General features: G+C 74.1%; 24 protein-coding genes and 2 tRNA genes. 13 read left to right on the forward strand and 13 right to left on the reverse strand.

Annotated elements, in window-relative coordinates:
• Positions 1–10: 10 nt before the first annotated feature.
• On the reverse strand, positions 11–577 hold the full coding sequence (locus OO57_RS39595; RefSeq protein WP_051777973.1) for a hypothetical protein: 567 nt from the start codon (positions 575–577) through the stop codon (positions 11–13).
• A gap of 338 nt (positions 578–915) precedes the next feature.
• Here OO57_RS39595 and OO57_RS19605 point away from each other — a divergent pair, with 338 nt between their 5' ends.
• The 7 genes from OO57_RS19605 (at position 916) to OO57_RS19635 (ending at position 7,406) form a co-directional block, all read left to right on the forward strand.
• Positions 916–1,626, forward strand: a complete 711-nt coding sequence (locus OO57_RS19605; RefSeq protein WP_081973807.1) for a uracil-DNA glycosylase — start codon at positions 916–918, stop codon at positions 1,624–1,626.
• Between the two features lie 259 nt (positions 1,627–1,885).
• Positions 1,886–3,118 (forward strand): substrate-binding domain-containing protein, encoded by a 1,233-nt coding sequence (locus OO57_RS19610; RefSeq protein WP_033253843.1) that lies wholly within the window; start codon positions 1,886–1,888, stop codon positions 3,116–3,118.
• Between the two features lie 5 nt (positions 3,119–3,123).
• Positions 3,124–3,882: an ABC transporter ATP-binding protein gene (locus tag OO57_RS19615; protein ID WP_051777974.1), complete on the forward strand. Its 759-nt coding sequence runs from the start codon at positions 3,124–3,126 to the stop codon at positions 3,880–3,882.
• A complete protein-coding gene (locus tag OO57_RS19620) occupies positions 3,879–4,601 on the forward strand; it encodes an ABC transporter ATP-binding protein (protein WP_033253844.1) in 723 nt (240 codons plus the stop codon). The genes OO57_RS19615 and OO57_RS19620 overlap by 4 nt, the downstream gene beginning before the upstream one ends.
• Positions 4,598–5,479 carry a branched-chain amino acid ABC transporter permease gene (locus OO57_RS19625; protein ID WP_033253845.1) on the forward strand — a complete coding sequence of 294 codons (882 nt, stop codon included), beginning with the start codon at positions 4,598–4,600 and terminating at the stop codon, positions 5,477–5,479. The genes OO57_RS19620 and OO57_RS19625 overlap by 4 nt, the downstream gene beginning before the upstream one ends.
• Entirely contained in the window at positions 5,476–6,546 is a 1,071-nt protein-coding gene (locus OO57_RS19630) for a branched-chain amino acid ABC transporter permease (protein ID WP_051777975.1), read from the forward strand. The genes OO57_RS19625 and OO57_RS19630 overlap by 4 nt, the downstream gene beginning before the upstream one ends.
• Positions 6,543–7,406: an alpha/beta fold hydrolase gene (locus tag OO57_RS19635; RefSeq protein ID WP_033253846.1), complete on the forward strand. Its 864-nt coding sequence runs from the start codon at positions 6,543–6,545 to the stop codon at positions 7,404–7,406. Before OO57_RS19630 ends, OO57_RS19635 begins: the two co-directional genes overlap by 4 nt.
• On the opposite strand, the gene OO57_RS19640 is transcribed toward OO57_RS19635, so the two are convergent.
• Together OO57_RS19640 and OO57_RS19645 are read right to left on the reverse strand one after the other, a co-directional pair.
• Positions 7,403–8,659, reverse strand: a complete 1,257-nt coding sequence (locus OO57_RS19640) for a hypothetical protein (RefSeq protein ID WP_234337414.1) — start codon at positions 8,657–8,659, stop codon at positions 7,403–7,405. The genes OO57_RS19635 and OO57_RS19640 overlap by 4 nt on opposite strands.
• A gap of 206 nt (positions 8,660–8,865) precedes the next feature.
• Entirely contained in the window at positions 8,866–9,528 is a 663-nt protein-coding gene (locus tag OO57_RS19645; RefSeq protein ID WP_051777976.1) for a hypothetical protein, read from the reverse strand.
• A gap of 468 nt (positions 9,529–9,996) precedes the next feature.
• On the opposite strand from OO57_RS19645, the gene OO57_RS19650 reads away from it, so the two are divergent.
• Positions 9,997–11,109, forward strand: a complete 1,113-nt coding sequence (locus OO57_RS19650) for an LLM class flavin-dependent oxidoreductase (protein ID WP_051777977.1) — start codon at positions 9,997–9,999, stop codon at positions 11,107–11,109.
• On the opposite strand, the gene OO57_RS19655 is transcribed toward OO57_RS19650, so the two are convergent.
• From OO57_RS19655 to OO57_RS19665, 3 genes are all read right to left on the reverse strand, one after another.
• A complete protein-coding gene (locus tag OO57_RS19655) occupies positions 11,090–12,070 on the reverse strand; it encodes a phosphotransferase family protein (RefSeq protein ID WP_033253847.1) in 981 nt (326 codons plus the stop codon). The genes OO57_RS19650 and OO57_RS19655 overlap by 20 nt on opposite strands.
• Before the next feature lie 36 nt (positions 12,071–12,106).
• Positions 12,107–13,984, reverse strand: coding sequence for a putative bifunctional diguanylate cyclase/phosphodiesterase (locus OO57_RS19660; RefSeq protein ID WP_033253848.1), 1,878 nt, complete (start codon positions 13,982–13,984; stop codon positions 12,107–12,109).
• A gap of 432 nt (positions 13,985–14,416) precedes the next feature.
• Positions 14,417–14,842, reverse strand: a complete 426-nt coding sequence (locus tag OO57_RS19665; RefSeq protein WP_033253870.1) for an OsmC family protein — start codon at positions 14,840–14,842, stop codon at positions 14,417–14,419.
• Between the two features lie 380 nt (positions 14,843–15,222).
• Here OO57_RS19665 and OO57_RS19670 point away from each other — a divergent pair, with 380 nt between their 5' ends.
• The 3 genes from OO57_RS19670 (at position 15,223) to OO57_RS19680 (ending at position 16,881) form a co-directional block, all read left to right on the forward strand.
• Positions 15,223–15,549, forward strand: a complete 327-nt coding sequence (locus OO57_RS19670; RefSeq protein WP_033253849.1) for a chorismate mutase — start codon at positions 15,223–15,225, stop codon at positions 15,547–15,549.
• Positions 15,550–15,700: 151 nt separating this feature from the next.
• Entirely contained in the window at positions 15,701–16,387 is a 687-nt protein-coding gene (lepB, locus tag OO57_RS38545) for a signal peptidase I (protein ID WP_158715174.1), read from the forward strand.
• Positions 16,388–16,581: 194 nt separating this feature from the next.
• Positions 16,582–16,881 carry a YciI family protein gene (locus OO57_RS19680; protein WP_033253850.1) on the forward strand — a complete coding sequence of 100 codons (300 nt, stop codon included), beginning with the start codon at positions 16,582–16,584 and terminating at the stop codon, positions 16,879–16,881.
• Positions 16,882–16,920: 39 nt separating this feature from the next.
• On the opposite strand, the gene OO57_RS19685 is transcribed toward OO57_RS19680, so the two are convergent.
• From OO57_RS19685 to OO57_RS19710, 6 genes are all read right to left on the reverse strand, one after another.
• Positions 16,921–17,334 (reverse strand): hypothetical protein, encoded by a 414-nt coding sequence (locus OO57_RS19685; RefSeq protein ID WP_234337415.1) that lies wholly within the window; start codon positions 17,332–17,334, stop codon positions 16,921–16,923.
• A gap of 104 nt (positions 17,335–17,438) precedes the next feature.
• Positions 17,439–18,386, reverse strand: a complete 948-nt coding sequence (locus tag OO57_RS19690; RefSeq protein ID WP_051777980.1) for an EamA family transporter — start codon at positions 18,384–18,386, stop codon at positions 17,439–17,441.
• Between the two features lie 85 nt (positions 18,387–18,471).
• The gene (locus tag OO57_RS19695) at positions 18,472–20,730 is read right to left on the reverse strand and encodes a transglycosylase domain-containing protein (RefSeq protein ID WP_051777979.1); all 2,259 of its coding nucleotides are present in this window, start codon (positions 20,728–20,730) and stop codon (positions 18,472–18,474) included.
• A 246-nt stretch (positions 20,731–20,976) separates the two neighbouring features.
• Positions 20,977–21,050: transfer RNA gene (locus OO57_RS19700), tRNA-Lys, on the reverse strand.
• A gap of 125 nt (positions 21,051–21,175) precedes the next feature.
• Positions 21,176–21,249, reverse strand: a tRNA-Lys gene (locus OO57_RS19705).
• An 85-nt stretch (positions 21,250–21,334) separates the two neighbouring features.
• Positions 21,335–22,093 (reverse strand): DUF4239 domain-containing protein, encoded by a 759-nt coding sequence (locus OO57_RS19710; protein WP_234337416.1) that lies wholly within the window; start codon positions 22,091–22,093, stop codon positions 21,335–21,337.
• A 590-nt stretch (positions 22,094–22,683) separates the two neighbouring features.
• On the opposite strand from OO57_RS19710, the gene OO57_RS44800 reads away from it, so the two are divergent.
• Positions 22,684–22,920, forward strand: coding sequence for a hypothetical protein (locus OO57_RS44800; protein ID WP_199811291.1), 237 nt, complete (start codon positions 22,684–22,686; stop codon positions 22,918–22,920).
• 2 nt (positions 22,921–22,922) lie between these two features.
• Complete coding sequence (locus OO57_RS19715; RefSeq protein WP_234337417.1) at positions 22,923–23,558, forward strand: pentapeptide repeat-containing protein; 636 nt, start codon at positions 22,923–22,925, stop codon at positions 23,556–23,558.
• Between the two features lie 32 nt (positions 23,559–23,590).
• On the opposite strand, the gene pflA is transcribed toward OO57_RS19715, so the two are convergent.
• On the reverse strand, positions 23,591–24,361 hold the full coding sequence (pflA, locus tag OO57_RS19720; protein WP_033253851.1) for a pyruvate formate-lyase-activating protein: 771 nt from the start codon (positions 24,359–24,361) through the stop codon (positions 23,591–23,593).
• Between the last annotated feature and the right edge of the window lie 105 nt (positions 24,362–24,466).

Below are 24,466 nucleotides of genomic sequence, written 5' to 3' on the forward strand. Positions count from 1 at the left end.
CGGCCGACGGTCAGTACGAGCCCTGCTGGGTGCCGGTGAGCGGGGCCTGCGGAGCCTGCGCGGCCGGGTGGCCGGCCTGCTGCGCTCCGGCCTGCCCGTAGCCGCCGACCGGCGGGCGGCTCGCCTGGGCGCCCGCCTGGTTGAGGATCGAGTGGAACTGCTGCTGCTGTTCGGCGTCGGCGTTGTCGTAGCCGCGGGCGGCCATGTCGATGCTGGCGCTCATCGCCTCGATCTGGAGGGACAGCGTCTGGGAGAGCTGCTCCAGGTTGGCGTGCACGGTGCTGTAGGCGCTCATCAGGTCGCCGGCCTGGCCGAAGTTCTGGCCGAGCTGACCGGGCGTCAACTGCTGCTGCGAGATCGTGCCCCGGCTCGCGGGGGAGCTGTTGAGCGTGCTCAGGATGGCGTCCACCCGGGACTTGAAGGTCTGCAGGCTCTCGATCTCGACCTTGACCGCGCTCGCGCCGACCTGGCCGGCCAGCGCCCGGGTGGCCGCGAACGCGGCGGCGCCCACGGCGCTGCCGAGGATGCCGGTGGGCGCGGTGCCCCCGCCGCCCCCGTCGCTGGATGCCTCGAGCATCGTGGTTCCCCTTCCCCCGTGGGCGCGGCCTGCCGCGCCCCTCCCTGCTTCAGATGTCGGCGCCCACTCCCCAGGGGCCCTGCGGGCCCGTTCCCGTGGCGGGTGCACGGGGCGCCAGGGCACAAAGATAGCGGTCCGGGGGGACAGCCGGGCAGGGACCCTGCGCGCACGTGCGACCGCGGCGGGACGGCCGCCGGGCGCCGGTGCCGCCGCGGCGGCCGAGCGGGCTGTCGGCGCGACTGTGTAGCGTTCAGCGCGGTGGGTCCGGGACGGGCCCGCGGAACGGTACGTACGAACGAGAACGGTCGCCGTGCGGCGCGGCCGGTGGGAGGTACAACGTGACGGAGCTGGCCGAGGCGTCCACGGGCGGCGTGCCGGAACTGCCCGCGTCCTGGCAGGCGGTGCTCGCCGAGGAGACCGGCAAGCCCTACTACGCGCAGCTGGCCGCGTTCCTGGCCGCCGAGCGCGCCGAGCACGAGGTGTTCCCGCCCGCCGGGCAGGAGTTCGCGGCGCTGGAGGCCACGCCGTACCAGGACGTCAAGGTGCTGATCCTCGGTCAGGACCCGTACCACGACAACGGCCAGGCGCACGGCATGAGCTTCTCCGTGCTGCCGGGCGTGAAGACCCCGCCGTCGCTGCGCAACATCTACAAGGAGCTCGGTACCGACCTCGGCCTGACCGTCCCCGACAACGGGTACCTGATGCCGTGGGCCGAGCAGGGCGTGCTGCTGCTCAACGCGGTGCTCACGGTGCGGGCGCACGAGGCCAACTCGCACAAGAACAAGGGCTGGGAGAAGTTCACCGACGCGGTGATCAAGGCGGTCAGCGCCCGCGAGGAGCCCTGCGTGTTCGTGCTCTGGGGCGGCTACGCGAAGAAGAAGCTCCCGCTGATCGACACCGGGCGCCACGTGGTGGTGCAGGGCGCGCACCCCTCGCCGCTGTCCGCGAAGCTGTTCCTCGGCAGCAAGCCGTTCTCGCAGATCAACGCGGCCCTGGAGGGCTTCGGTCAGAAGCCGGTCGACTGGCAGATCCCGAACCTCAAGGACTGACCGCACGGCCGCGGGGGCCCGGGAGCGCACCGCTCCCGGGCCCCGCGGCGTTCGGTCGGCCGGGCCGGCGGTCCGGTGGCGGTCCGGTGGCGGCTCGCGGCGGGGGAGGCCGGGCGCAGGCCCCCGGGGGTGGCGTCGGGGTGGCGGCGGGCCACACAGCGCCGACGGCCGATGCGTGGGCCCGCCACATGTCCTCCCGGTGGGCGCGCCCCTACGGTTCCGGCATCCCACCAGCACCGGAACGTCAGGAGCCCCCACCATGTCAGTCACGGACGCCACCCCCGGACGCCCCGTCCGGAAGCTCGCCGCGCTGGCGGCCTGCGTGCTGCTCGCCGCGGGCTGCGCGAAGGCCGGGACGGCGGGCAGCTCCACCGGGGCGGGCGCCGGGAGCCCGGTCAAGGTCGGCCTGGTGTACTCGCGGACCGGCCCGCTGGCCGCGTACGGCAAGCAGTACCTGGAGGGCTTCAAGGCGGGGCTGGCGTACGCGACCGGGGGCACCGGCGCGGTGGACGGGCACCCGGTGGAGATCACCGAGCAGGACGACGCGGGCGACCCGGCGAAGGCGGTCTCGGCGGTGAAGGACCTGATCGGCAAGGACGTGCGGATCCTGGCGGGTTCGACCGCGTCGGGCGTGGCGCTGCAGGTCGGGCCGATCGCGGCGCAGAACAAGGTGCTGTTCATCTCGGGCCCGGCGGCGGCGGACAAGGTCACCGGCCTGAACCGGTACACCTTCCGCTCGGGGCGGCAGTCGTACCAGGACACGAAGGCGGCGGCGTCGTTCATCGGCGACGCGAAGGGCAAGAAGGTCACGGTGCTGGCCCAGGACAGCGCGTTCGGGCAGGCCAACGTGGCGGCGGTGAAGGAGGTGCTGGGCGGCGAGGGCGCCACCGTGGACGCGGTGCTGGCGCCGCCGTCGGCGACCGACCTGACGCCGTTCGCGACCCAGGCGAAGGCCGCGAAGCCGGACCTGCTGTACGTGGCGTGGGCGGGCGACACCGCCTCGGCGCTGTGGACCTCGCTGACCCAGCAGGACGTGTTCTCGGCGACCAGGGTGGTCACCGGCCTGGACGTGGCGGCCTCGTACCCGCTGTTCGGCCCCGCCGCCGAGAAGATCGACTTCCTGAACCACTACTTCGCGGGCGCGGCGGGCGGCACCGAGGCCGAACTGGCGATGACCGACGCGGTCACGAAGGCCGGCTCCGAGCCCGACCTGTTCACCCCGGACGGCTTCACGGCCGCGCAGATGGTGGTGCACGCGCTGGAGGCCAACAAGGGCTCCGACGCGGACACCGACGCGCTGGTGAAGGCGCTGGAGGGCTGGAGCTTCGACGGCGTCAAGGGCCGGCTGACCGTCCGGGCCGAGGACCACGCGCTGCTGCAGCCGATGTTCCAGGTCAAGCTGACCGGCACCGGCGCCGCCGCCGTGCCCGCCGCCGAGAAGATCCTGACCGCGGAGCAGGTCGCCCCGCCGGTCGTGAAGATGGCGGGCTGAGCGGCATGGGAACCTCCGCCCCGGTGCTGCGGCTGGACGGGCTGGGCTGGTCCGTGCGCGGCGTCCCGATCGTGCAGGACGTGAGTTTCGAGGTGGCCGAGGGCGAGTTCGTGGCGTTCATCGGCCCCAACGGGGCGGGCAAGACCTCCCTGTTCAACCTGGTCTCCGGCATCCACCCCGCCTCGCACGGCACGCTGCACCTGGACGGGGCGGACATCACCGCGCTGCCGGTGCCCGCCCGGGCCCGGCGGGGGATCGGCCGCACCTTCCAGACCTCCTCGCTGTGGCCGGGCCTGACGGTGGCCGAGCACGTCCGCCTGGCCGCGCAGGCCGCGGCGGGGCCGGGCGCCTCGTACCGGATCTGGCGCCGCGCCGACCGCTACCGGCAGCAGGTGGAGCAGACGCTGGAGCGCACCGGCCTGGCCGACCGGGCCGACGACGTGGCCGCGTCGCTGTCGCACGGCGGCAAGCGGAAGCTGGAGCTGGCGGTGCTGCTGGTGGGCGAGCCGCGGCTGATCCTGCTGGACGAGCCGATGGCCGGGGTCAGCGCGGAGGAGGTGCCCGCGCTGGTGGAGCTGATCCGCTCGGTCCACCGGGAGCAGGGCCGCACCGTGCTGATGGTCGAGCACCACATGGACGTGCTCCTCGGGCTGGCCGACCGGCTCGCGGTGATGCACCACGGCACCCTGCTCGCACTCGACTCCCCGGACGCGGTGACGGCCGACGCCACCGTGCAGGGGGCCTACCTCGGGGAGGCGCTGTGAGCCTGCTGACGGTCCGTGACCTGAGGGTGGTGATCGACGGCCTGCACATCCTGCACGGGGTGGAGCTGGACGTCGCCGCCACCGGCGTCACCGCCCTGCTGGGGCGCAACGGCGCGGGCAAGACCACCACCGTCAAGGCCGTGATGGGCCTCGTCCCGCGCACCGGCGCCATCACCTTCGACGGCGCCGACATCACCGGGCTGCCGACCCACCGGGTGGTGCGGCGCGGCATCGGCTACGCCCCCGAGGACCGGGGCGTGTTCGCGCACCTGAGCGTCGCGGAGAACCTGCGGCTGGCCGAACGCGACCCGAACCCGGCCTACGACCTGGTGTTCGAGCTGTTCCCCGAGCTGAAGCAGCGCCACAGGCAGCCCGCGGGCACGCTCTCGGGCGGGCAGCAGCAGATGGTCGCCATCGCCCGCACCCTGCTCAACGGCAACCGGCTGGTCATCGCCGACGAGCCCACCAAGGGCCTCGCCCCGAAGATCGTCACCGAGGTCGCCGACGTGCTGGCCCGCGCCGCCGCGTCCGTCCCCGTCCTGCTGGTCGAGCAGAACCTCGCCCTGGTGCGCCGCATCGCCGGGCGCTGCGCGGTCCTCGCCGACGGGCGCACCGCCCACCAGGGCGACGCGGGCGCGCTGCTGGCCGACGCGGACGCCGCCCGCCGCCTGCTGGGCGTCGGCACCCACCACGCCACCCCCGGAGGGGACTCCCGATGAGCACCGTCGTCCTGCTCGCCTGCACCGGACTGGGGCTCGGCGCGCTGTACTTCCTGGTCGCCTCCGGCCTGTCGCTGGTCTTCGGCCTGATGGACGTCCTCAACTTCGCCCACGGCGCCCTGCTCTCCGTCGGCGCCTACGCCGCCTGGTGGGCCGCCACCGACGGGCACCTGGGCTTCTGGCTCGCGGTGGCCTTCGGCACGGTGGTGGGCACCGCCGCCTCGGTGCTGCTCGAACTCGTCCTGATCCGGCCGCTGTACGCCCGCCCCCGCGACCAGATCCTGGCCACCGTCGGCGTCGGCCTGGCGCTGCCCGCCCTGCTCATGGGCATCTGGGGCTCCGACGCCCGCCCCTTCCCCCAGCCCGCCGCCCTCTCCGGCACCGTCGACCTGCTGGGCGCGACCGTCCCGGTCAACCGCTTCGTGCTGGTGGCCGCCGCCCTGGCCGTCCTGCTCCTGCTACGGCTGTTCCTGGCCCGCACCCGCTACGGGCTGATCGTGCGGGCCGGGGTCGAGGACCGCGCCATGGTCACCGCCCTGGGCATCGACGTCCGCAGGGCCTTCACCCTGGTCTTCGCGATCGGCGGCGCCGCCGCCTCGCTGGGCGGGGCGCTGGCCGGGCTGTACTTCGGCTCGGTCAACCCCTCCCAGGGCACCGGCCTGCTGGTCTTCGCCTTCGTCGTCGTCGTGATGGGCGGCACGGGCTCGGTCACCGGCGCCGCCGTCGCCTCGGTCGGCGTCGGCCTCGTCCAGCAGTTCGCCAACTACGCTGCGGTTCCCGGTCTGGGGGCAGCCGGGCTCGGCGACCTGTCCGTGGTCGTCCTGCTCGCCGTCCTGCTGCTCGTCAAGCCCCGAGGACTCACCGGGAGACTCGCGTGACCGCCCCCCTCAAGCGCTGGTGGCCGCTGGCCCTGCTGCTCGCCCTGACCGCCGCGCCGTACAGCGCCCTGCCGCTGCCCGGCCTGCTCGACGGGCCGCTCGGCAGCCCCGGCAGCCTGCAACTGATCGCCCTGTGCCTGCTCTACGGCGGCCTCGCCACCGGCTACGACCTGCTGCTGGGCCGCACCGGACTGCTCTCCTTCGGCCACGCCCTCTACTTCGCCACCGGCCTGTACGCCACCGACCTGGCGATGCTCGACCTCGACCTGGACCTCGTGCCCGCCGCCGTGTTCGGCACCGCCTGCTCGACCGTCCTGGCCCTCGCACTGGGCTCGGTCTCGCTGCGGGTGACCGGCATCGGCTTCTCCATGGTCACCCTGGCCTTCGCCCAGGCCGGGGCCATCCTGGTCCAGCGCAACCCGGGCGGCCGCACCGGCGGCGAGGAGGGCCGCTCCGCCCCCGCCCAGCACCTGCCCGACGCGCTCGTCGGCATCCAGAACACCGCCAACCTGTACTGGATCGCCCTGGCCTACCTCGTCCTGACCCTCGCCGTCGTCCACTGGACCACCTCCTCGCCCACCGGCCGCGTCTGGGCGGGCATCCGCGAGAACGAGCGCCGCGTCGAAGTCCTGGGCCTGCGCCCGTACGGCTTCAAGCTCCTCGCCTTCACCGTCTCCGGCACCCTCGCCGGTGCGGGCGGCGTCGTCCACCTGCTGCTCACCGGCGGCGCCACCCCGCAGGCCGCGGGCTCCGACGCCACCCTCGCCCTGCTGGTGATGGTCGTCCTGGGCGGCTCCGGCACCCGCTGGGGTCCGCTGCTCGGCGGCGTCCTCTACACCTGGGCCGCCCACCGCCTCGGCGACCTCGCCAACTCCGCGACCGTCGCCGACCTCCCCCCGGTGCTGCGCGTCCCGCTCTCCCAGCCGCTCTTCCTGCTCGGTACCCTCTTCGTCGCCGTCGTCTACCTCCTGCCCGGCGGCCTCGCCAAGCTCCCCGCCCGGCTGCGCGCCGGCCGCGCCCCCGCGGCCGCGGCCCCCGCCACCGCCCTCCCGGAAGGCGCCGCATGACCGTCCCCCGGCCCGAGACCCTGACCGTCCCGGTGGAGGGCGGCGACCTCGCCGTCCTGCACTGGCCCGCGGCCGCGCCCGGCGCCCCCGTGGTGGTCGCCGTGCACGGCATCACCGCGAACGCCCTCGCCTGGGCCGGGCTGGCCCGGCTGCTCGACGGCCGCGCCGCCCTGTACGCCCCCGACCTGCGCGGCCGGGCCGCCAGCCGCGACCTGCCCGGCCCGTGGGGCCTGGCCCGCCACGCCGAGGACGTCGCCGCGCTGGTCACCGCGCTGGACGCGGGCCCGGTCCGGCTGGTCGGCCACTCGATGGGCGCCTGGGTGTCCGCCCTCACCGCGACCCGGCACCCGGCCCTGGTCGCCGACCTCACCCTGGTCGACGGGGGCGTCACCTTCCCGCTGCCGCCCGGCGTCGACGAGCGGGGCGCCCTCGCCGCCGTCCTCGGCCCGGCGCTGGCCCGGCTCTCGATGACCTTCGCCGACCGCGAGGCCTACCGCGCGTTCTGGCAGGCCCACCCCGCGTTCGTCCCGTGGACCGCGGAGCTGGACGCCTACACCCAGCGCGACCTGGTCGGCGAGGCCCCCGAGCTGGTCTCCTCCTGCGTCCACGAGGCGGTCACCACCGACGGCACCCAGGTCCTGCTCGACCCGGAGGCCGCCGGGGCGGTCCACCGCCTGACCGTCCCCGCCCGCCTGCTCTACGCGCAGCGCGGCCTGCTGGACGAGCCCCGGGCCCTCTACGACCCGGCCCGGCTGGCGGCGGCGGGGGTCACCGTCCCCGCCGAGCCGGTCGCGGACACCAACCACTACTCGATCATCTGGTCCGAGCGCCTGGCGGCGGAGCTCCTCCGGGTGCGCTAGGCCCTGTCCGGTCGATCTTGTCGGATCAGCGCGCGGCGTCGGGCGCCCGGCTGGGAGTGCCGGCGGAACGCCCTCGTACTGGATGTACTTGGGTGTTTCGCCGGTGCTTCCTTGAAGGAGACCAGGCGGACGTCCGGCTTGTCGGCGATCCGCTTGATGGTCTCCTCGACGGCGTCCATGTAGATGCCGCCGTTCCACTGCTCGAAGTGGTTGCCGACGAAGAACGGCGCCCGGTTGGTGGTGTAGGCCCGGTCGAAGCCCGCCAGGTACGCGTCGCGGGCCTGGTCGCGCCACTGGCCGTACTTGCCGGGGTCGCCCTTGGTGGAGCCGCCGGACTGGTTGGCCAGGATGTTGTAGTCCATCGACAGCACCTGGAAGCTGTGGCCGGGGAACGGGATCCCCTGCAGCGGGAAGTCCCAGATCTTGCCGTCCTGGACCTTCTGCGGCCAGATCTGCAGGCCGCCGGGGGAGCTGGCGTCGTACTTCCAGCCGAGCTTGGCGGCGGTCGGCAGCAGCGCCTTCTGGCCCTCCAGGCAGGGGGTGCGGCCGCCGATCAGCTCCTTCGCGTAGTCGAAGGGGAACGGGTCGACGTCGGTGAAGCCGGTGTTGGTGCGCCACCCGGTGACGAAGGAGACCGCCTGCTGGATCTCGCTCTCCCAGTCCGCGGGGCTCCACCGGTTGACGCCGTTGTGGTCGGAGCGGGTGGAGCAGAAGTGCCCGTTGAAGTGGGTGCCGATCTCGTGGCCGGCCAGCCAGGCCTGGCTGATCAGCTTGATGGTGTTGCGCACCGCGTTGGCGGAGAGGAAGGGGATGTCCGAGGCGCCGGCGGGGTGCTGCGGCGGGTGGTAGAGGGAGGACTTCTCCTTCGGCAGGGTGTAGATGCCGGAGAGGAAGAAGGTCATGCTCGCCCGGTGCTCCTCGGCGACCTTGAGGAAGCGGGCGAACTGGCCGTCGTCGGTGGCGCCCGCGCCGTCCCAGGAGAAGACCACGAACTGGGGCGGGACCTCGCCCGGCTCGAGCTTCTCGGCGGCGGGCTGGTGGGGCTGGGTGCCGGTGTCGGCGGTGGAGCCGTCGCCGAGCGGGGTGCCGGTGACCGCGGGCCGGCTCGGACCGGGGCTGCCGGACGGGGGGTTGGCGTCGGAGCCGGGGCGGGTGGTGGTGGCACCGCCCCCGCTGGAGCAGGCGGAGACGGCTCCGATGGCCGCCGTGGCCGCCGCCCCGGTCAGCACTGTCCTGCGCGAGATGGTGCTCATGATCGTCTCCCCTGCCCCCATGGGCCCGTGCAGAAGAAAGCCGGAGACCGGCACGCGGCTCCGGGGTCAACTTCTGGCAAAATCGGACAATTTGACGGTAGTGCCACCCAAGGATGGCACGGTGGGGGTGGCCGGTCCAACGCCGCCCGCCCTCACCGGGTCATCACGCGGCAGGGCCCGGCCCGGCTCCCGGACCGGCCGTCTTATTACCGTCCTGAGACAGGGAACACCGAGGCCGCGGACAGGGCGGCCGACGGCTCGCCCTCGACCGGCACCACCAGTCGGCGCCGCCGCCGGACGAGCTGCACCACGGCCGAGCTGATCGCGGTCGCCGCCAGGCAGGAGATCGCGAAGCTCAGCCACGCGGTGTCGAACCAGTGCTGGTTGAGCCAGCCCAGGGTGACGATGTACGCCGCCCACACCACGCCGGCCACCGCCGACCAGCGCAGGAACGTCCACGGCCGGTGGTTCGTGGAGTGGCCGACCGCCACGTCCAGCACCGTCCGCCCGGCCGGGACGAAGCGCGCGACGATCACGATCGCCGCCGCGGCCCGGCTGGTGGTGCGGCCGGTCAGCGCCTGCTGCACCCGCTCCACGCTCTCCGCCAGCCGCGGCCGGCGGGCCAGCCGCCGGTGCACCGCGGGCGCGCCGCGCCGGGCCAGGCTGAGCAGCAGCAGGTCGCCGAGGAAGGACGCGACGGCCACCCCGGCGCCGAGCAGCAGCGGCGAGCCGCCGACCTGCCCGGTCTTCAGCACGGCCAGGATCACCAGCGTCCCGCTCGGCAGGAACGGCAGGAAGGCGTCGCCGAGGACGGCTACCAGCGCCAGCGCGCAGTACCAGGCCGGTCCGACGAAGGCGTTCAGGTCCACGGTGTCTCTCCCTCCAGCACGCCCGGGGGGAGCAGCTGCAACGGGGGACAACGCTAGCGCGGGCAAATTTCATGGCATGAAGCACCCCCGTGTGGCATACCGCACAGCCGCCCCGGGCGCGCGAGAACCGCCCCCGGACGCGCGAGAGCCCCCGGGGCGGGGTGCCGCTCCGGGGGCTCATGGGGATCGAACGACGCTGGTCGAGCCCGCCGATCTGTCGCTGGTGCGCGGAGCCGGTACGTGTTCCGCGCTGGTTCCAGCGTGCCCCATCCGGGAGCCCGCTTCGACCATCCGACCTGGCGACTTCTCGCTGTGGCGTGAAGTCGCCACGCTGCGTTGCCTGCTGTCGGGCCGTCAGCCGGCACCCCGGCGCGCCGCCGTGGATGGCGGGAACAGTCCGGGCGGCGGACGGGTTGTGCTCCGACGAACGCCCGGGCACCCGGCCGGGGCACCAGGAGGACGCACCGCATGAGCACCGCACCGGAGCCGACCGCCCCCGAGAGCGCCGCCGGGCCCGCCCCGGGCCCCGCAGCCGACCGGATCCGCGGCCGGGCCGCGGGCCGCGCCCCCGCCCCGCTGTCCATCCTGGACCTCGCCACCGTGGGCTCCGGCCACACCCCGGGCGAGGCGCTCGCCGCGACCACCGAACTGGCCCGGGCCGCCGAGGGCTGGGGCTACCACCGCTTCTGGGTCGCCGAGCACCACGGCATGCCGGGCGTCGCCTCCTCGGTGCCCGCCGTCCTGCTCGCCCACCTCGGCGCGCACACCACGACGCTGCGCCTCGGCTCCGGCGGCGTGATGCTGCCCAACCACGCCCCGCTGGCGATCGCCGAGCAGTTCGGCCTGCTGGAGGCCCTGCACCCGGGCCGGATCGACCTCGGCCTGGGTCGCGCCCCCGGCACCGACCAGGCCACCGCCCGGGCACTGCGCCGCGGCCTCGCCGACGGCGCGGAGGACTTCCCCCGCCAGCTCGCCGAACTGCGGCACTTCCTGGACGGCGACTTCCCGCCCGGCCACCCGTACGCCCGGCTGGAGGCGGTGCCGCGCTCGGCCTCCCGCCCGCCGCTGTGGCTGCTCGGCTCCTCCGGCTTCAGCGCCCAGCTCTCCGCCCGCCTCGGGTACCCGTTCGCGTTCGCCCACCACTTCAGCGCGGCCAACACCGTCCCCGCCCTCGACCTGTACCGGGAGGGCTTCACCCCCTCCGAGGTGCTCGACGAGCCGTACGCGCTGATCGGCGTCAGCGCGGTCGCCGCCGAGAGCCGCGAGCGGGCGCTCTGGCTGGCCCGGTCGGCGGGCCTGGGCATGCTGCGGCTGCGGCAGGGCCGCCCCGGGCCGATCCCCACCCCGGAGGAGGCCGCCGCGCACCCCTACACCCTCGCCGAGGAGGACTTCCTCGACTCCTGGCTGGCGAACGTGGTGCTCGGCACCCCGGCGGAGGTCGCCGAGGGCCTGGAGGCCCTGCGGCGGCGCACCGGGGCGGACGAGCTGATGGTCACCTCGCACATCCACGGCCACGGGAACCGGCTGGAGTCCTACGGCCTGATCGCCGAGGCGTACGGCCTCAGCGGCCGAGCGGGCTGAGTTCCGCCAGCACGGCCAGCTGCTCGGTGACCCTCCCGGCCGACCAGGTCCGCACCCAGTCGGCGAAGTCGCCGGTGTACGCCCGGGGGACGGCTTCGGTCCGCATGATCAGCGCCAGGTAGGTCCGGTACAGCGCGAGCCGGGCCCGCCCGGCGTCGTCCACCGCGAAGGCCGGGTCGACCGAGCGGTAGCCGGCGACGAAGTCCTCGTCCAGCTCGGCGGCGCCCAGCGGGTCCAGGCCGACCAGTTCGGCCAGCGGGTCGCCGAAGAACGCCCGCTCGCCGTCGATCACGCCGGTCAGCTCCCAGCCGCCGTCCGCGCCGGGGGTGAGCAGCAGGTTGCCCTCCCAGGCGTCGAAGTGCACCAGGGCGGGGCGGCGGACCTCGGCCAGGGCCGCCGCGAAGCGCTCCGGCAGGGCCCGCAGCACCTCGACGGGGGCGGGCAGTTCGACGCCGTAGCGGTCGGCGTCGGCGAGGAGGGCGCCGAACATCGCGGCGAACGCGGCCGGCCAGCTGTCGGCGGACAGGCCCGGCTCGGGCTGCGGGTAGCCGTAGCGCTCCCCGGTGGCCCGGGCCACCCCGGCGGCCCAGGCGCCCAGGGTGCGGCGCAGCCCGGCCCGGTCGGCCTCCGGGAGCTGCTCGCGCAGGCTGTCCCAGGTGGTGCCCTCCACGTAGCTGAGCAGCAGCCACTCGCGGGTGTCGGCGTCCCCGTCCGGGTCGTGGTGCAGCACCTGCGGGACGCTCAGCCCGGCGCCCGCGGCCAGCGAGTGGAACAGCCGCTCGGTGCCCAGCAGCCCGCGCTCGTGCGCCAGCCCGGGCGTGCCGGGCGGCGGCGCGCACTTCAGCACCAGGCGGCGCCCGTCGGACAGTTCGAGCAGCCGGGCGGCGTTGTACAGGCCCCCCGACATCGACGTCCCCGACACCACGCGCGCCCCGTCGAGCACCGCGTCCACGCGTTCCATCGCCCTGATCCCCTCCGCACCGGAAAGTCCGCCGCGCTACCGCAGCGGTTGGTCACGGAGTATCCCGGCGATCAGCTCGGGACCGCCAGGGCGGGCGTAGTACCAGCCCTGCGCGGTGTCGCAGCCGGTCTGGCGCAGCCGCTCGGCCTGGGCGGCGTTCTCGATGCCCTCGGCGGTGACGGTCAGGCCCAGGGCGTGCGCCAACTGCACCATCGCGCCGACGATCTGCTCGTCGGCGGCCCGCCGCCGCCCGTCCGCGCCGGGCGCGGACTCGCGGAACGCCTCGATGAAGGTGGCGTCCAGCTTGAGCGCGTGCACCGGCAGCCGGGACAGGTAGGCGAGGTTGGAGTAGCCGGTGCCGAAGTCGTCGATGGCGATCCGCACGCCGGTGTCGGCGAGCGCCTGCAGGGCCTGCAGCGGGCGGCCGCTCGGGCCCAGCAGCGCGCTCTCGGTGATCTCCAGCTGGAGCAGCCGGGCGGGCAGCCCGGTGCGCTCCAGCACCTCCGCGACGTCGGCGACCACGTCGGAGTCCCAGATCTGGCGGGGCGCCAGGTTGACGCTCACCAGCACCGGCCGCTCCGGGAACCCGTCCAGCCACTGCCGGGCCTGCCGGCAGGACTCCTCCAGCACCCACTTGCCCAGCGGCACGATCGCCCCGGACTCCTCGGCGAGCGGGATGAACCGGTTCGGCGGCAGCAGCCCGTACCGGGGGTGGTTCCAGCGCACCAGCGCCTCCGCGCCGCGCACCGCGCCGTCGGCCAGGCCCACCAGCGGCTGGTACTCGACGGTGAACTCGCCGCGCTCCACGGCCGGGCGCAGCGCGGTGGCCAGCTCGTGCCGGGTCAGCTGGTCGGCGCCCCGGTCGCGGTCGTACAGCGTCCAGCGGGCGCGGCCGTCGGACTTCGACCAGTACAGCGTGGAGTCGGCGTCGCGGACCAGGTCGGTGGGCGTGGAGCCGCGCACCGGGCGCTCCACCACGCCGACCGAGGCGGTGACGGTCAGCCGGTGCCCGGCCACCTCGAAGGGCCGCTCCAGGGCGGTCATCAGGGCGGCGGCCAGCCGGGTCAACTCCTGGTGGCCGGAGCTGCCGGTCACCAGCACGGCGAACTCGTCGCCGCCCAGCCGGGCCACCAACTGCCGGTCCGCCCGGGCGAACCCGTGCTCCAGCCGGGCCGCGACGGCCACCAGCAACTGGTCGCCGACGTGGTGGCCGAGGGTCTCGTTGACGGCCGCGAAGCCGTCCAGGTCGACGTAGCACAGCCCGATCCGGCGCTCGCCGCCCGCCGCCGGGCCGTCCTGCCCGTCCGGCTTGAACGCGGCCTCCAGCCGCTCGTAGAACAGCGTCCGGTTCGGCAGCCGGGTCAGCGGGTCGTGCAGCGCCTGGTAGGCGAGCCGGTCGCCGAGCTGCCGCCGCTCGGTGACGTCCTCGACCATGACCAGCGTGTAGTACGGGTCGCCCGCGCCGTCGCGGATCAGCGAGACGGTGACCCGCCCCCAGACCTCCCGGCCGCCGCGGTGCTTGAGCCGCTTCTCGGCCCGCATCCGGTCGCGCTCGCCGCGCACCAGCGCGCGGTAGCGGCTGCGGGACGGCTCCTCCGGGTCGATGATCTGGTGGATGTGCATACCCGGCAGCTCGGCGACCTCGCGGCCCAGCATCGCCGCGAACACCGGGTTGCCCTCGATCACCAGGTCGCCGGAGTCGATCAGCGCCATGCCGATCCCGGCGTCGGAGAACGCGGCCCGGAACCGCGACTCGCTGGCCCGCAGGGCGGCGGCCAGCCGCTCGGCCTCGGTGTCCGGCGGGGCGCCGCAGGCGGCGCACGGGCCGGACCCTTCGGCTCCGGCTCCCGGGCGCGGCGCTTCGGGCCGCCCACCCCGATGGTGTGCGTCGGCCCCGACGTTCCGGCCCGGCACGGCACGCTCCCGTCCGCTGCTGCCACTGGTCGCGCCGGAGGCTCCGTGCGGGCGGCGACCGGCCAGGCGGCCCGCGCCCGCCCGGCGGCCCCGGCCGGTGGCAGGGGAACGGTCGGCGGCCTCGGGCCACGCCCGCCGATCATAGGCCGCCGGTGTAACTGTCCGCGACCGCCGCCAGGGTGATCGGTGAGGCTCGTCCGGAAATGCCCGTAACGTTCCGTGCGAAGCCGACCGGAACCGGACACGGCGCCCCGGAACCCGGCCACCGGAGACGAAACCCCCGGTGGCCGCCGGGAGGGCGGGCACCGGGGGAGCGCTCCGGGGAGTGCGCCGCCGCTCACGCGTCGTGACGGAGCGTGAACGGCGGCGGAACGGCCGCGGAACTCCGGAGCGGTCCGGACGTCCGGAACCCCGGAACGGCCGGGCGGGTCGTCAGGCCAGGGCGGCGGAGAGCGTGATGGTGGTGCCGGACAGCGCCTGGCTCACCGGGCAGTTCGCCTTCGCGTCCTCGGCGGCCTTCACGAAGCCCGCCTCGTCCAGGCCCGGGACGGTGCCGACCACGGTCAGGTGGATGCCGGTGATGCCGGTGCCCGGCTGGAAGGTCACCTCCGCCTTGGTCTCCAGCTTGGTGGGCGGGGTGCCGGCGCCGGTCAGGCCGTGCGAGAGCGCCATCGAGAAGCAGGACGAGTGGGCGGCCGCGATCAGCTCCTCCGGGCTGGTCTTGCCGTTCGCGGCCTCGGCGCGGGACGGCCAGGACACCGGGAACTCGCCGACGCCGGAGGAGTCGAGGGTCACCAGGCCCTTGCCGTCGAGCAGGTTGCCCTCCCACTCGGTGTGCGCGGTGCGGGTCGTCGCCACGATCAGGTACCTCCACATGAGAACGGACAGCGGTCGAACTGCTGTACCGGCAGCCGGACTTCCGGCCGCGGCCCGCCCAGCCTACGGCCCGCGCCGAGCCCCGGTGGACGAACGCCGCGCGGAGCGCCGGGCGCCCGCCCGGACACCTGCGCGAACGGCGGCCGCGACCCGCCCCGGACGCCGGCCCGGGCGCCGCTTCGAACGGTGTTCCGAACGACGTTCCGAACACCGCCCGCAGGCCCTCCGCGGGCCGTCCACGGGCCGTCCCACATGCCGGAACAGCCCGGTAATCAGGGCGAACGCGGCCCGCCCGCCCTGTTAGATTGGCCGTTCGCCACGCCCGAGCGACCACCCGTAATCCCGCATCGGAGCCACCCCACATGACGGACCAGCCCACCCCCTCCCCGGCGGGGATCGACGACGCCGTGCTGGCCGAGCTGACCCGCCTGCGCGAGTCCATCGACAACATCGACGCCGCCGTCGTCCACATGCTCGCCGAACGCTTCAAGGCCACCCAGCAGGTCGGCCGCCTCAAGGCCGAGCACCAGCTGCCCCCCGCCGACCCGGCCCGCGAGCGCCGCCAGATCGACCGCCTGCGCGCACTCGCCCTCAGCGCCAACCTCGACCCGGTGTTCGCCGAGAAGTTCCTCAACTTCATCATCGCCGAGGTGATCCGCCACCACGAGGCCATCGCCAAGGAGGCCTGAGCGCCCGCCCGCAGGGGTCGTCCGGTCCGGGCGTCCGATCCGGGTGTCCGGTCCGGGTGTCCGGTCCGGGTGTCTGATCCGGGTAAGAGTCCGATTTCGTGCTGCCCCCGGCACGGGTTAGCGTGCAGTCCTTGCCAAGGAGGCGGTGTCGGTGTCGGTGGCGGTGACCGAGGAGCCCACCCAGGAGCGGCGTCCGCGCAGGCGGCGGCCCTGGTACGTGGAACTGCCCGTGATGATCACGATCGGCCTGGTCATCGCCGTGCTGATCAAGACCTGCCTGTTCCAGATGTTCTCCATCCCGTCCGGCTCGATGGAGAACACCCTGCAGGTCGGCGACCGGGTCGCGGTCAACAAGTTCGCCACCCTCACCGGCTGGACGCCGAAGCCCGGCGAACCCGTGGTGTTCAAGGACCCGGGCGGCTGGCTGCCGCCCGCCCCCGAGAGCGGCAACGTCCTCACCCGCGCCGTCCACTCCGGGCTCAGCGCCGTCGGCCTGCTGCCGCCCGGCGACGACTACCTGGTCAAGCGGGTCATCGCCACCGGCGGCCAGACCGTCGCCTGCCACGGCAGCACCCTCACCGTCGACGGCCGGGTCGTCACCGAGCCCTACCTGCACCCCGGCGACGACTCCTGCGCGGGCATCGACTTCGGCCCGGTCACCGTCCCCGCCGACCACGTCTGGGTCGAGGGCGACCACCGCAGCGACTCCGCCGACTCCCGCTACCACCGCGACGGGCCCGACGGCGGGGCCGTCCCCGTCGCCGACCTGGTCGGACCGACCACCGCCGTCGTCTGGCCGCTCGACCACTTCACCTGGTTCGGCTGGAGCGGACGCTGAGCCGCGTGAGCAGCTGAGCCGTCGAGCCGTCGAGCCGTCAGGCCGGGTCGCCACGGCGCAGTCCGGGTCGGGCTCCTCCCGCGCGAAGACCCGCACCGGCCGCCTGCCGCAGAGGCCCGCCGCCCGCGACCGGGCCCAACTGGCCACCCCCGCCCACGAGTCCGGCCCGGTCCGGCCCGGCGTACGATGACCGGGTGTTCATCCTCGAACTGACCTACACCGCCCCGCTGGAGCGCGTCGACGCCCTGCTGCCCGCCCACCTCTCCTGGCTGGAGCAGCACTACGCGAACGGCACCTTCCTCGCCTCCGGCCGCAAGGTGCCGCGCGACGGCGGGGTGATCCTCGCGGTCGCCCCCGACCGCGCCGCCGTGGAGGCCGTCGCCGCCACCGACCCGTTCGTCCCGGCGGGCGTCGTCGCCTACCGGATCACCGAGTTCGTCGCCACCACCGTCGCCCCCGTCCTCGCCGCCCACCGCGAGACCCTGCCGGTCTGACCCCCGGCCGGGGCCGGGCGGGCGGCGCCGTCGGCCGGGCTACTCGGGCTGCACCACGTTCATGGCCCATCCGATCGACTCGTCGGAGGCGTCGACGTACACGGAGAAGGAGCCCGTGACCACGCCCGGCGCCATGGTCGCGGACCCCACCCCGGCGGTGTCCACCGGGCAGTCCACGGTGAACGCGGCGACCTCGACCTGCTGCGACTCCATCGTCACCCGGACCGTGCCGCCCCCCTCGCAGGCCACCGTCAGCACGGTCGGCAGGCTGCTCCACGCCCCGCCCGACACCAGACCGCCGTCCCCGACCCGGTCGTTCACCCAGACCAGGCCGTCCGGTCCGGGGTAGGGCAGCGTGACACCGTCGGCCGCCCCGGCCGGCCCCGCGCCGAGACCGGTCACCGCGCACACCGCCAGGGCCGCCGCCCCCAGGGCCTTCGCCACACGCCTCATGACTCGTTCCTCCCGTGCTCGCCGTCACTACCGGATCCATCCTGACCCGGTCCACCGGGAGGCACCTGAGTACGGGTACTCAACCGGCCGCCCGCCGCGCGCGACTACCCCCGGCTCGCCGACTGGGCCGCGAACGCGCCCGCGAGGACGAGGGCGCCGCCGGCGAGTTGGGGGGTGCCGAGGTGTTCGCCGAGGAGGATCCAGGCGAGGAGGGTGGCGACCACGGCTTCCAGGTTGGCGACCACGCCGGCGACCGGTGGGGAGAGGTGCTGGACGGCGACCACGCCGGTCAGGTAGGCGAGGACGGTGGCGATCAGGACCATCCACAGGGCCGGGAGGAGGGCGGGGAGCCGGTGGCCGTTCATGGTGACGGAGTGGCCGAGCAGTGACCAGTCCGCGGTCCAGGGGCGGGTGGTCGCGGTGAGCAGGACGGCGCCGATCAGCAGGCCGTACGCGGAGACCGCCAGGGGGGCGACCGGGCGTTCGCCGCGGCGGCCGGCGTCGGCCAGGACGAAGTAGCCGACCTGGCAGCAGGCCGCGCCCAGGGCGAACAGCACGCCCAGGGCGTCGAAGGACAGGCCGTTCCAGACCTCGACCACGCAGGCCAGGCCCGTCACCGCGACGCCCGCCCCGATCATCGCCCGGCGGGAGACCGGGCGCCGCTGCACCAGTCGCACGTAGGCGATCAGCAGCGGCGGGCCCAGGTACTCGATCAGCAGGGCGACGCCCACCGGGATCCGCGAGATCGCCGCGAAGTAGCAGGCCTGCACGCCCGCCACCGCGAGCAGTCCGAAGCCGAGCAGCAGTCCGGGCCGCCGCCGCACCGCGTCCCGGTGCCGCCAGGCGACCGGCAGCAGCACCAGGGCCGCCCCGGCGACCCGCAGCCACACGGTGTGCGCGGGGGAGAGCCCGGCCTCGATCAGCGGTTTCGCGGCCGTGCCCGACCCGCCGAAGGCGACCGCCGACACCAGGGCCAGCACCAGCCCGAGCGGGGCCGCCCGGCGCCGGACGGCCGACACGGCTGACGCGGGCGCGGCGGAGGGGGAGGGCATGGCGGAGAGGGAGGGGGCGGCGGCGGAGTCCGGGCTGTTGTGCACCGCCGCATTGTGCCAGCCCGGACCCCTCCGTCGTAAGGCGCTACCCGGCCGGTTGGTACTGGTCCCCGAGCAGGCCGCCGGCCCCGCCGAGGCCCGGCGTGCTGCTCGCCGACGGGCTGCGCCCGGCCCCGCCGCTGGGGCGGGCGGAGGCGGTGCGGGAGGGCCGGCTGCCGTCCTCGCCGCCGGTGTCGCCGCTGGGGCGGGCGGTGGCGGAGCGCGAGGGCTGCTGCTCGTCCCCGGCGGACGGGGAGGGCGTGCTGCCCGCGTCGCCGCTCGCGGACGGGCTCCCGCTGGGCGTCGCCGAGGGGCTGGGCGTGCTGGACGGGGTGTTCGCGGCCGGGGCCCGGGTCGGCCCGGCGAACTCGCCGACCGGCCGGCCGGACAGCGCGGCCTTCATGTACGCCGTCCAGATCTGCGCCGGGTACTTGCCGCCCGCCGCGCTGCCGGTGCCGCCGACGCCGTCCAGGCTGACCTGCTTGCCGGTGCCCGGCTCCTGGCCGAACAGGCCGACCACGGTGACCAGTTCGGGGGTGTACCCGGCGAACCAGACCGACCTGGACTCGTCCGTGGTGCCGGTCTTGCCCGCCGCCGGGCGGTTCAGCGCGGCGGCCCGGTAGCCGGTGCCGCCCTGGTCGTCGATGACGCCCTGGAGGATCTCGGTGGTGGCCCGGGCGGCGTCCTTGGAGATCGCCTGGGTCGCCTTGTGGTCGGGCAGCGCGATCTGCTCGCCGCCCAGCTCCAGGCCCTTCACCAGCCACGGGGTGATCTGCTGCCCGTCGTTGTCCAGGGTGGCGTACACCCCGGCCAGGTCCAGCACGCTCGGGGTGGCCGTGCCCAGCGGGATCGAGGCGAGCGCCTTGAGGTCCGGCGTGTCGGCGGGCAGGCCGAGCGCCACCGCGGTGGCCCGGACCCTCTCCAGCCCGGTGTCCTGCGCGAGCTGCGCGAACACCGAGTTCACCGACCAGTCGGTGGCCTGCTGCAGCGTGATCTGCCCGTACGAGCGCTCGCCCTCGTTCGGCGGTGCGTACGGGGTGCCCTTCGCGCCGCGCACCGGCCGCCGGTTGGTGCCGTCGTACACCGTGTCGGCGTCGATCCGCTCGCCGGACTGGGTGCGCGCCCCGGAGTCCAGGGCGGCCGCCAGCGCGATCGCCTTGAAGGTGGAGCCCGCCTGGTAGTCGGTGCGGGTGGCGTTGTCGATCCAATGCTTGGTGGCGTCCGAACCGCCGTACAGCGCCAGCACCTGCCCGGACTTCGGGTCCACCGACACCGCACCGGCCTGCGCGGCCGCGTCGACCTTCCGGCTGTCCGGCTTGAGGTTGTCGGTCAGCTGGGCCTGCACCGCGTCCTGCAGCTGCTGCTGCTTCTTCGGCTCGACGGTCAGCGTGATGGTGTACCCGCCCTGGGCGAGCTGCGCGTCCGAGACGATGCCCCGGTCGGTGAGGTACGAGGTCGCCGCGGCCACCAGGTAGCCCGCCTGCCCGGACAGGCCCGGCGCCGACTTCGGCGCCAGCACCTCCGGGAACGCGGTCTGCTGCCGCTCCTCGGCGCCCAGCCACTTCTTCGCCACCATGCCGTCCAGCACGTAGTTCCAGCGCGCCACGGCCTTCTGCCTGCCGGCCTCGCTCGCCGAGGACACGTCGAACGCGCTCGGCGCGTTCAGCAGCGTCGCCAGGTAGGCGCCCTGCGCGGCGGTCAGCCGGCTCGCGTCCACCCCGAAGTAGGCCTGCGCGGCGGCCTGGATGCCGTACGCGCCGCGCCCGTAGTACGAGGTGTTCAGGTAGGAGGAGAGGATCTCGTCCTTGCTCAGCGTCGCGTCGACCTTGATCGCGATGAAGACCTCCTTCACCTTGCGGCTGACGGTCTGCTTCTGGTTCAGGTACGCGTTCTTCACGTACTGCTGGGTGATCGTCGAACCGCCCTGGGTGCTGCCGCCGGACGCGGTGTTGAACGCCGCCCGGGCCATGCCCTTGAGGTTGACCGCGCCCTCCGAGTAGAAGTTGCGGTCCTCGGCGGCCAGCGCGGCGTGCTGCGCCTCGGGGGAGACCTTGTCCAGGGCGACGTTCTGCCGGTTGGTCTGGCCGGTGCGGGCCAGCAGCGAGCCGTCCGAGTACAGCCAGGTGTTGGACTGGGCGGTGGCGGCCGCGTGCGCGTCCGGCACCTTCACCAGGGCGATGCCCAGGGCGAACAGCCCGACCCCCAGCAGCAGGGACGCGGCCAGCCCGAGCAGGGTGAGGCGCCAGGTGGGTATGAGCCGGCGCCAGCCGGTCCGCTTCCTGCGCTCACGTGGCTTTCGAGGCAACGGAGACCTTCCCGCAGGCCCCGGACGGGCTGCTCGCTCGGGCGACGGCGTGAACCTCGCCAGCCTGACTGATCGACTTGTCAGATGTTAGGGACCTATGTCCCATTTCTCCTAAGACGATCTTTAAATCCCCCTTAGCTTCACATCCTCCCCCTTCTCAACGAGCGTGCCCCGCAAGGGACATGGCGACACGGCCGGAAAACGCCGAAGGCCCCTCGCTCTCGCGAGGGGCCTTCGACCTGTCTGTGCGCCGCCAGGGACTCGAACCCCGGACCCGCTGATTAAGAGTCAGCTGCTCTAACCAACTGAGCTAGCGGCGCTTGCTGACGGGAGAACACTACACCCTCCCCGACCTGCGGTGAAACCGGCTTCTCGGCGGGGCCGGGAACTCGACGGGGCCGGGAAACGCCGAGAGCCTCCCCGGAGGGAGGCTCTCGACCGTCTGTGCGCCGCCAGGGACTCGAACCCCGGACCCGCTGATTAAGAGTCAGCTGCTCTAACCAACTGAGCTAGCGGCGCCTGCTGACCCGGAGAACACTACACGCCCGGGCCCGTCCGCCGAAATCGTGACGTCCCGGACACGCAGCGTCGCCCGGCGGCGCGCTCAGCGCGGTGGTGGCAGTCGGTTCAGGAATACCTCGAACGCGGTCGGCTTCACCGCGTTCGCCCCGTCGAACGGGTAGTTCATCTCCTTGATCGCGATCAGCGACAGCGCGATCAGCCCGGCCAGGCTGAGCACCATCACCAGGTGCGCCCAGGTGTTGGAGAGGCCGAACAGGAAGGTGAAGGCGATCGTGACCACCGCCCCGGCGACCAGCGACGCCCACAGCAGCGGCGGCACGCAGTCGGCGATCAGGTTCAGCCGGGCCCGGCGCTTGCTGGCCAGGCCGTCCACGTGCTGGATCACGTTCTGGTAGAGCGCCGACTGCTGGTCGCCCTGCGGGTCGAAGGAGAGTGCGGTGTCGCGGATCTTGTACATCAGCGCGGTCGCCGCCGGGTCGCTGTGGTGGTCGGCCATCTCGTGCCACTCGGTGTCCACCACGGCGTGCGCGTAGCTGAGCGTCAGCCCCTCCAGCACCGCCCCCTCGGGCAGCGGCATCTGCCGGGACATCCAGTACACCCCGGCCAGCTCGTCCGCCTCCTCGAAGGTGGTGGCCTTCGCCGTCGACGAGTTCTCCCACACCACGATCACCACGAAGGCGACCAGCACCGCGTAGAACGCGCCCACCGCGGCGAAGATGAACCCCGCCACGTCGTTGCAGTTCTCCCGGGCCGGGACGGAGGCGTACTTCTGCACCAGCAGCATCCCCGCCGCGGTGCCCACCAGGGTGCCGACCATGATCACCACGTCGGTCCAGTTCACGGCCGCCCCCTCGCCCTCGGTGCACGACAGTACGCATACGGTCATCACACCGCGGCGGGGCGGAGTCCGGCGAGCGGGGCTAGTCCGACCGGCCCCGGTGGCGGCACTCCCTCCGGACGGGCGAGTGGGGTCTCCTGGTGGGAACGCTACGACCGCGGGCGGGCGCGGGGCAGGGCGGGAAGGGCCCGCTCCGGCGGGGCGAACGTCCCGCCGGAGCGGGCCGGACCGTCCGTGGTGCGGGGCGCGGGTCGGACGCCGGGCGGCGCTGTCGGGCAGCGCGGTGATCACGAGGAGTTCGGGTCCTGCGGTCCACGGGAGCCGGTCCCGTGTCCACCCTCGTCCTTGACCTTCCGCGTTGCCCGCGAAGCGCCCTCGTCGTCCGTCCATCCATCCGCAGAGGAATCTATAGGTCCAATTCGGACAGACAGGACAATCGGCGCAACACGCGCCGAAATGGCTCAAGCTGTCACTCGGATCGCGCACTGCGGCGTCAACTCTGCCTGACGAGTAGTCAAATCGGGTGTATTCGGGCCAATCGGCGTGCCGTGCACGGTGCGTGCGCAGCCGACTCCGGACTGTCAGGACCGCCGGTGTCCAACTCCCTTGCCGCGCCCGCCCCTGCCGCCCGGCCCGCACCTGTGCGCTGGGTGCGCCGCCGGGATCACCGTCGTCCAGGTGCCCCGGGCGGTGCCGCCGTTCCGCTGCCGCGGGCCGCGCTGTCGGTGCCGGCTGCGACCCTGGCCGGGGAGTCCGGTGTGCTGGTCGCCGGGCTCCTGGTGGCGCCCGCCGTCGCCGCCGGCCTCACCCTGTCCGCGAAACGGAGCTGACCGTGCGCCTCGAAGACCTCCCGTACGCCCACCTGCTGCAGCGCCACACCGGCCCGCTGCGGCCCGACGGCCGGTACGACACCGTGCACTTCGACGAGCTCGCGCTGACCGGGCAGTTCGGCGGGGCGCACTTCCTGGAGTGCGCGTTCACCGGGGTGCGGATCGAGGAGGTGAAGCTGCGCCGGGCCGGGTTCAACGAGGTCTGGGTGCACGGCGGCCGGATGGTCGGCGTCGACCTCGCGGAGAGCGACTGGCAGGACAGCGAGGTCGACTCCACCGTCCTGGCGGGCGTCTCCGGGTACGGCTCGGCGATCCGGCGCACGGTGTTCCGGCAGTGCAAGCTGGAGGCGGTCAACCTGCGCGGCGCGGTGCTGCGCGACGTGGTCTTCGAGGACTGCCTGCTGCGGGACGTCGACCTGTCGGACGCCAAGCTCACCGACGTCTCCTTCCCCGGCAGCACCCTGGAGGAGGTCCGCCTGCGCGGCGCCGCCCTGAAGAACGCGGACCTGCGCACCGCGGCGCGCCTGGGCCTGCCGGACGGGCACCTCGGGCTGCGCGGGGCGGTCATCTCGACGCCGCAACTGCTCGACCTCGCACCGCAGTTCGCCCAGGCACTGGGGATCACCGTGCAGGACTGAGCGACGGCCGCCCCCGCCCCGGCCGGGCGCGGTCAGACGGCGTGCAGGCCGTGCGCGGCGAAGATCCCGCGCGCGGCCCGCACCTGCTCCGCGTCGGGCACCGGGGTGTCGGCGAGGACGAACTCCCGGCCCAGCGCCGCCCACTTGGCCGCGCCCAGCTTGTGGAAGGGCAGCACGTCGACCCGGGAGACGTTGCCCAGCGAGGCCGCGAACGCGGCCACCCCGTCGACGTTCCCGGCCGCGTCGGTCAGGCCCGGCACCAGCACGAAGCGCACCCACACCTCCTTGCCGAGGTCGGCCAGGCGGCGGGCGAAGTCCAGGGTCGGGCCGAGCCGCTGCCCGGTGACCTTCCGGTACAGGCCCCTCTCCCAGGACTTGATATCGAGCAGCACGAGGTCGACGTCGGCGAGCAGGTCGTCGCTCGCCCGGGCGCCGAGGAAACCGGAGGTGTCCAGGGCGGTGTGCAGGCCCAGTTCGTGCTTGAAGCGGTGGAACAGCTCGCCGCTGAACCCGGGCTGCAGCAGCGGCTCGCCCCCGCTGACGGTGGCGCCGCCGCCCGCCGCGCGGATGAACGCGGTGCACTTCGACGCCTCCGCGACCACCTCGTCCGCGCGGGTGCGCTTCCCGCTGCGCATCCGCATGGTGTCGGGGTTGTGGCAGTACAGGCAGTCCAGCGGGCACCCGGCGAGGAACACCACGAACCGGGTGCCGGGGCCGTCCACGCCGGTCGACAGGTCCCAGGAGTGCACCGAGCCGTCGGCGGCCGGGCCCACCGGCGGGTCGGCGGGGAGCGTGACGGTCATGGCGGTTCCCTAAGAATGTGAGGCGGTCCGGGAGGACCGGGTGTGGCTGATGGTGGTTTGCCGTTGATGGCTCCGAAGGAATGGCCGCCCGGTCCTTCGGGATGC

The sequence above is a fragment of the Kitasatospora phosalacinea genome (assembly GCF_000717185.1).
Classification (GTDB): Bacteria; Actinomycetota; Actinomycetes; order Streptomycetales; family Streptomycetaceae; genus Kitasatospora; species Kitasatospora phosalacinea_A.

What these genes read in the sequence shown, in the direction of transcription:
- OO57_RS19655 (WP_033253847.1), bottom strand. Translation starts at nt 12,070, where the DNA reads ATGGAACGCGTGGACGCGGTGCTCGACGGGGCGCGCGTGGTGTCGGGG.
- OO57_RS19625 (WP_033253845.1), top strand. Translation starts at nt 4,598, where the DNA reads ATGAGCACCGTCGTCCTGCTCGCCTGCACCGGACTGGGGCTCGGCGCG.
- OO57_RS19670 (WP_033253849.1), top strand. Translation starts at nt 15,223, where the DNA reads ATGACGGACCAGCCCACCCCCTCCCCGGCGGGGATCGACGACGCCGTG.
- pflA (WP_033253851.1), bottom strand. Translation starts at nt 24,361, where the DNA reads ATGACCGTCACGCTCCCCGCCGACCCGCCGGTGGGCCCGGCCGCCGAC.
- OO57_RS19640 (WP_234337414.1), bottom strand. Translation starts at nt 8,659, where the DNA reads ATGAGCACCATCTCGCGCAGGACAGTGCTGACCGGGGCGGCGGCCACG.
- OO57_RS19615 (WP_051777974.1), top strand. Translation starts at nt 3,124, where the DNA reads ATGGGAACCTCCGCCCCGGTGCTGCGGCTGGACGGGCTGGGCTGGTCC.
- OO57_RS19650 (WP_051777977.1), top strand. Translation starts at nt 9,997, where the DNA reads ATGAGCACCGCACCGGAGCCGACCGCCCCCGAGAGCGCCGCCGGGCCC.
- OO57_RS19610 (WP_033253843.1), top strand. Translation starts at nt 1,886, where the DNA reads ATGTCAGTCACGGACGCCACCCCCGGACGCCCCGTCCGGAAGCTCGCC.
- OO57_RS19685 (WP_234337415.1), bottom strand. Translation starts at nt 17,334, where the DNA reads ATGAGGCGTGTGGCGAAGGCCCTGGGGGCGGCGGCCCTGGCGGTGTGC.
- OO57_RS19635 (WP_033253846.1), top strand. Translation starts at nt 6,543, where the DNA reads ATGACCGTCCCCCGGCCCGAGACCCTGACCGTCCCGGTGGAGGGCGGC.
- OO57_RS19690 (WP_051777980.1), bottom strand. Translation starts at nt 18,386, where the DNA reads ATGCCCTCCCCCTCCGCCGCGCCCGCGTCAGCCGTGTCGGCCGTCCGG.
- OO57_RS39595 (WP_051777973.1), bottom strand. Translation starts at nt 577, where the DNA reads ATGCTCGAGGCATCCAGCGACGGGGGCGGCGGGGGCACCGCGCCCACC.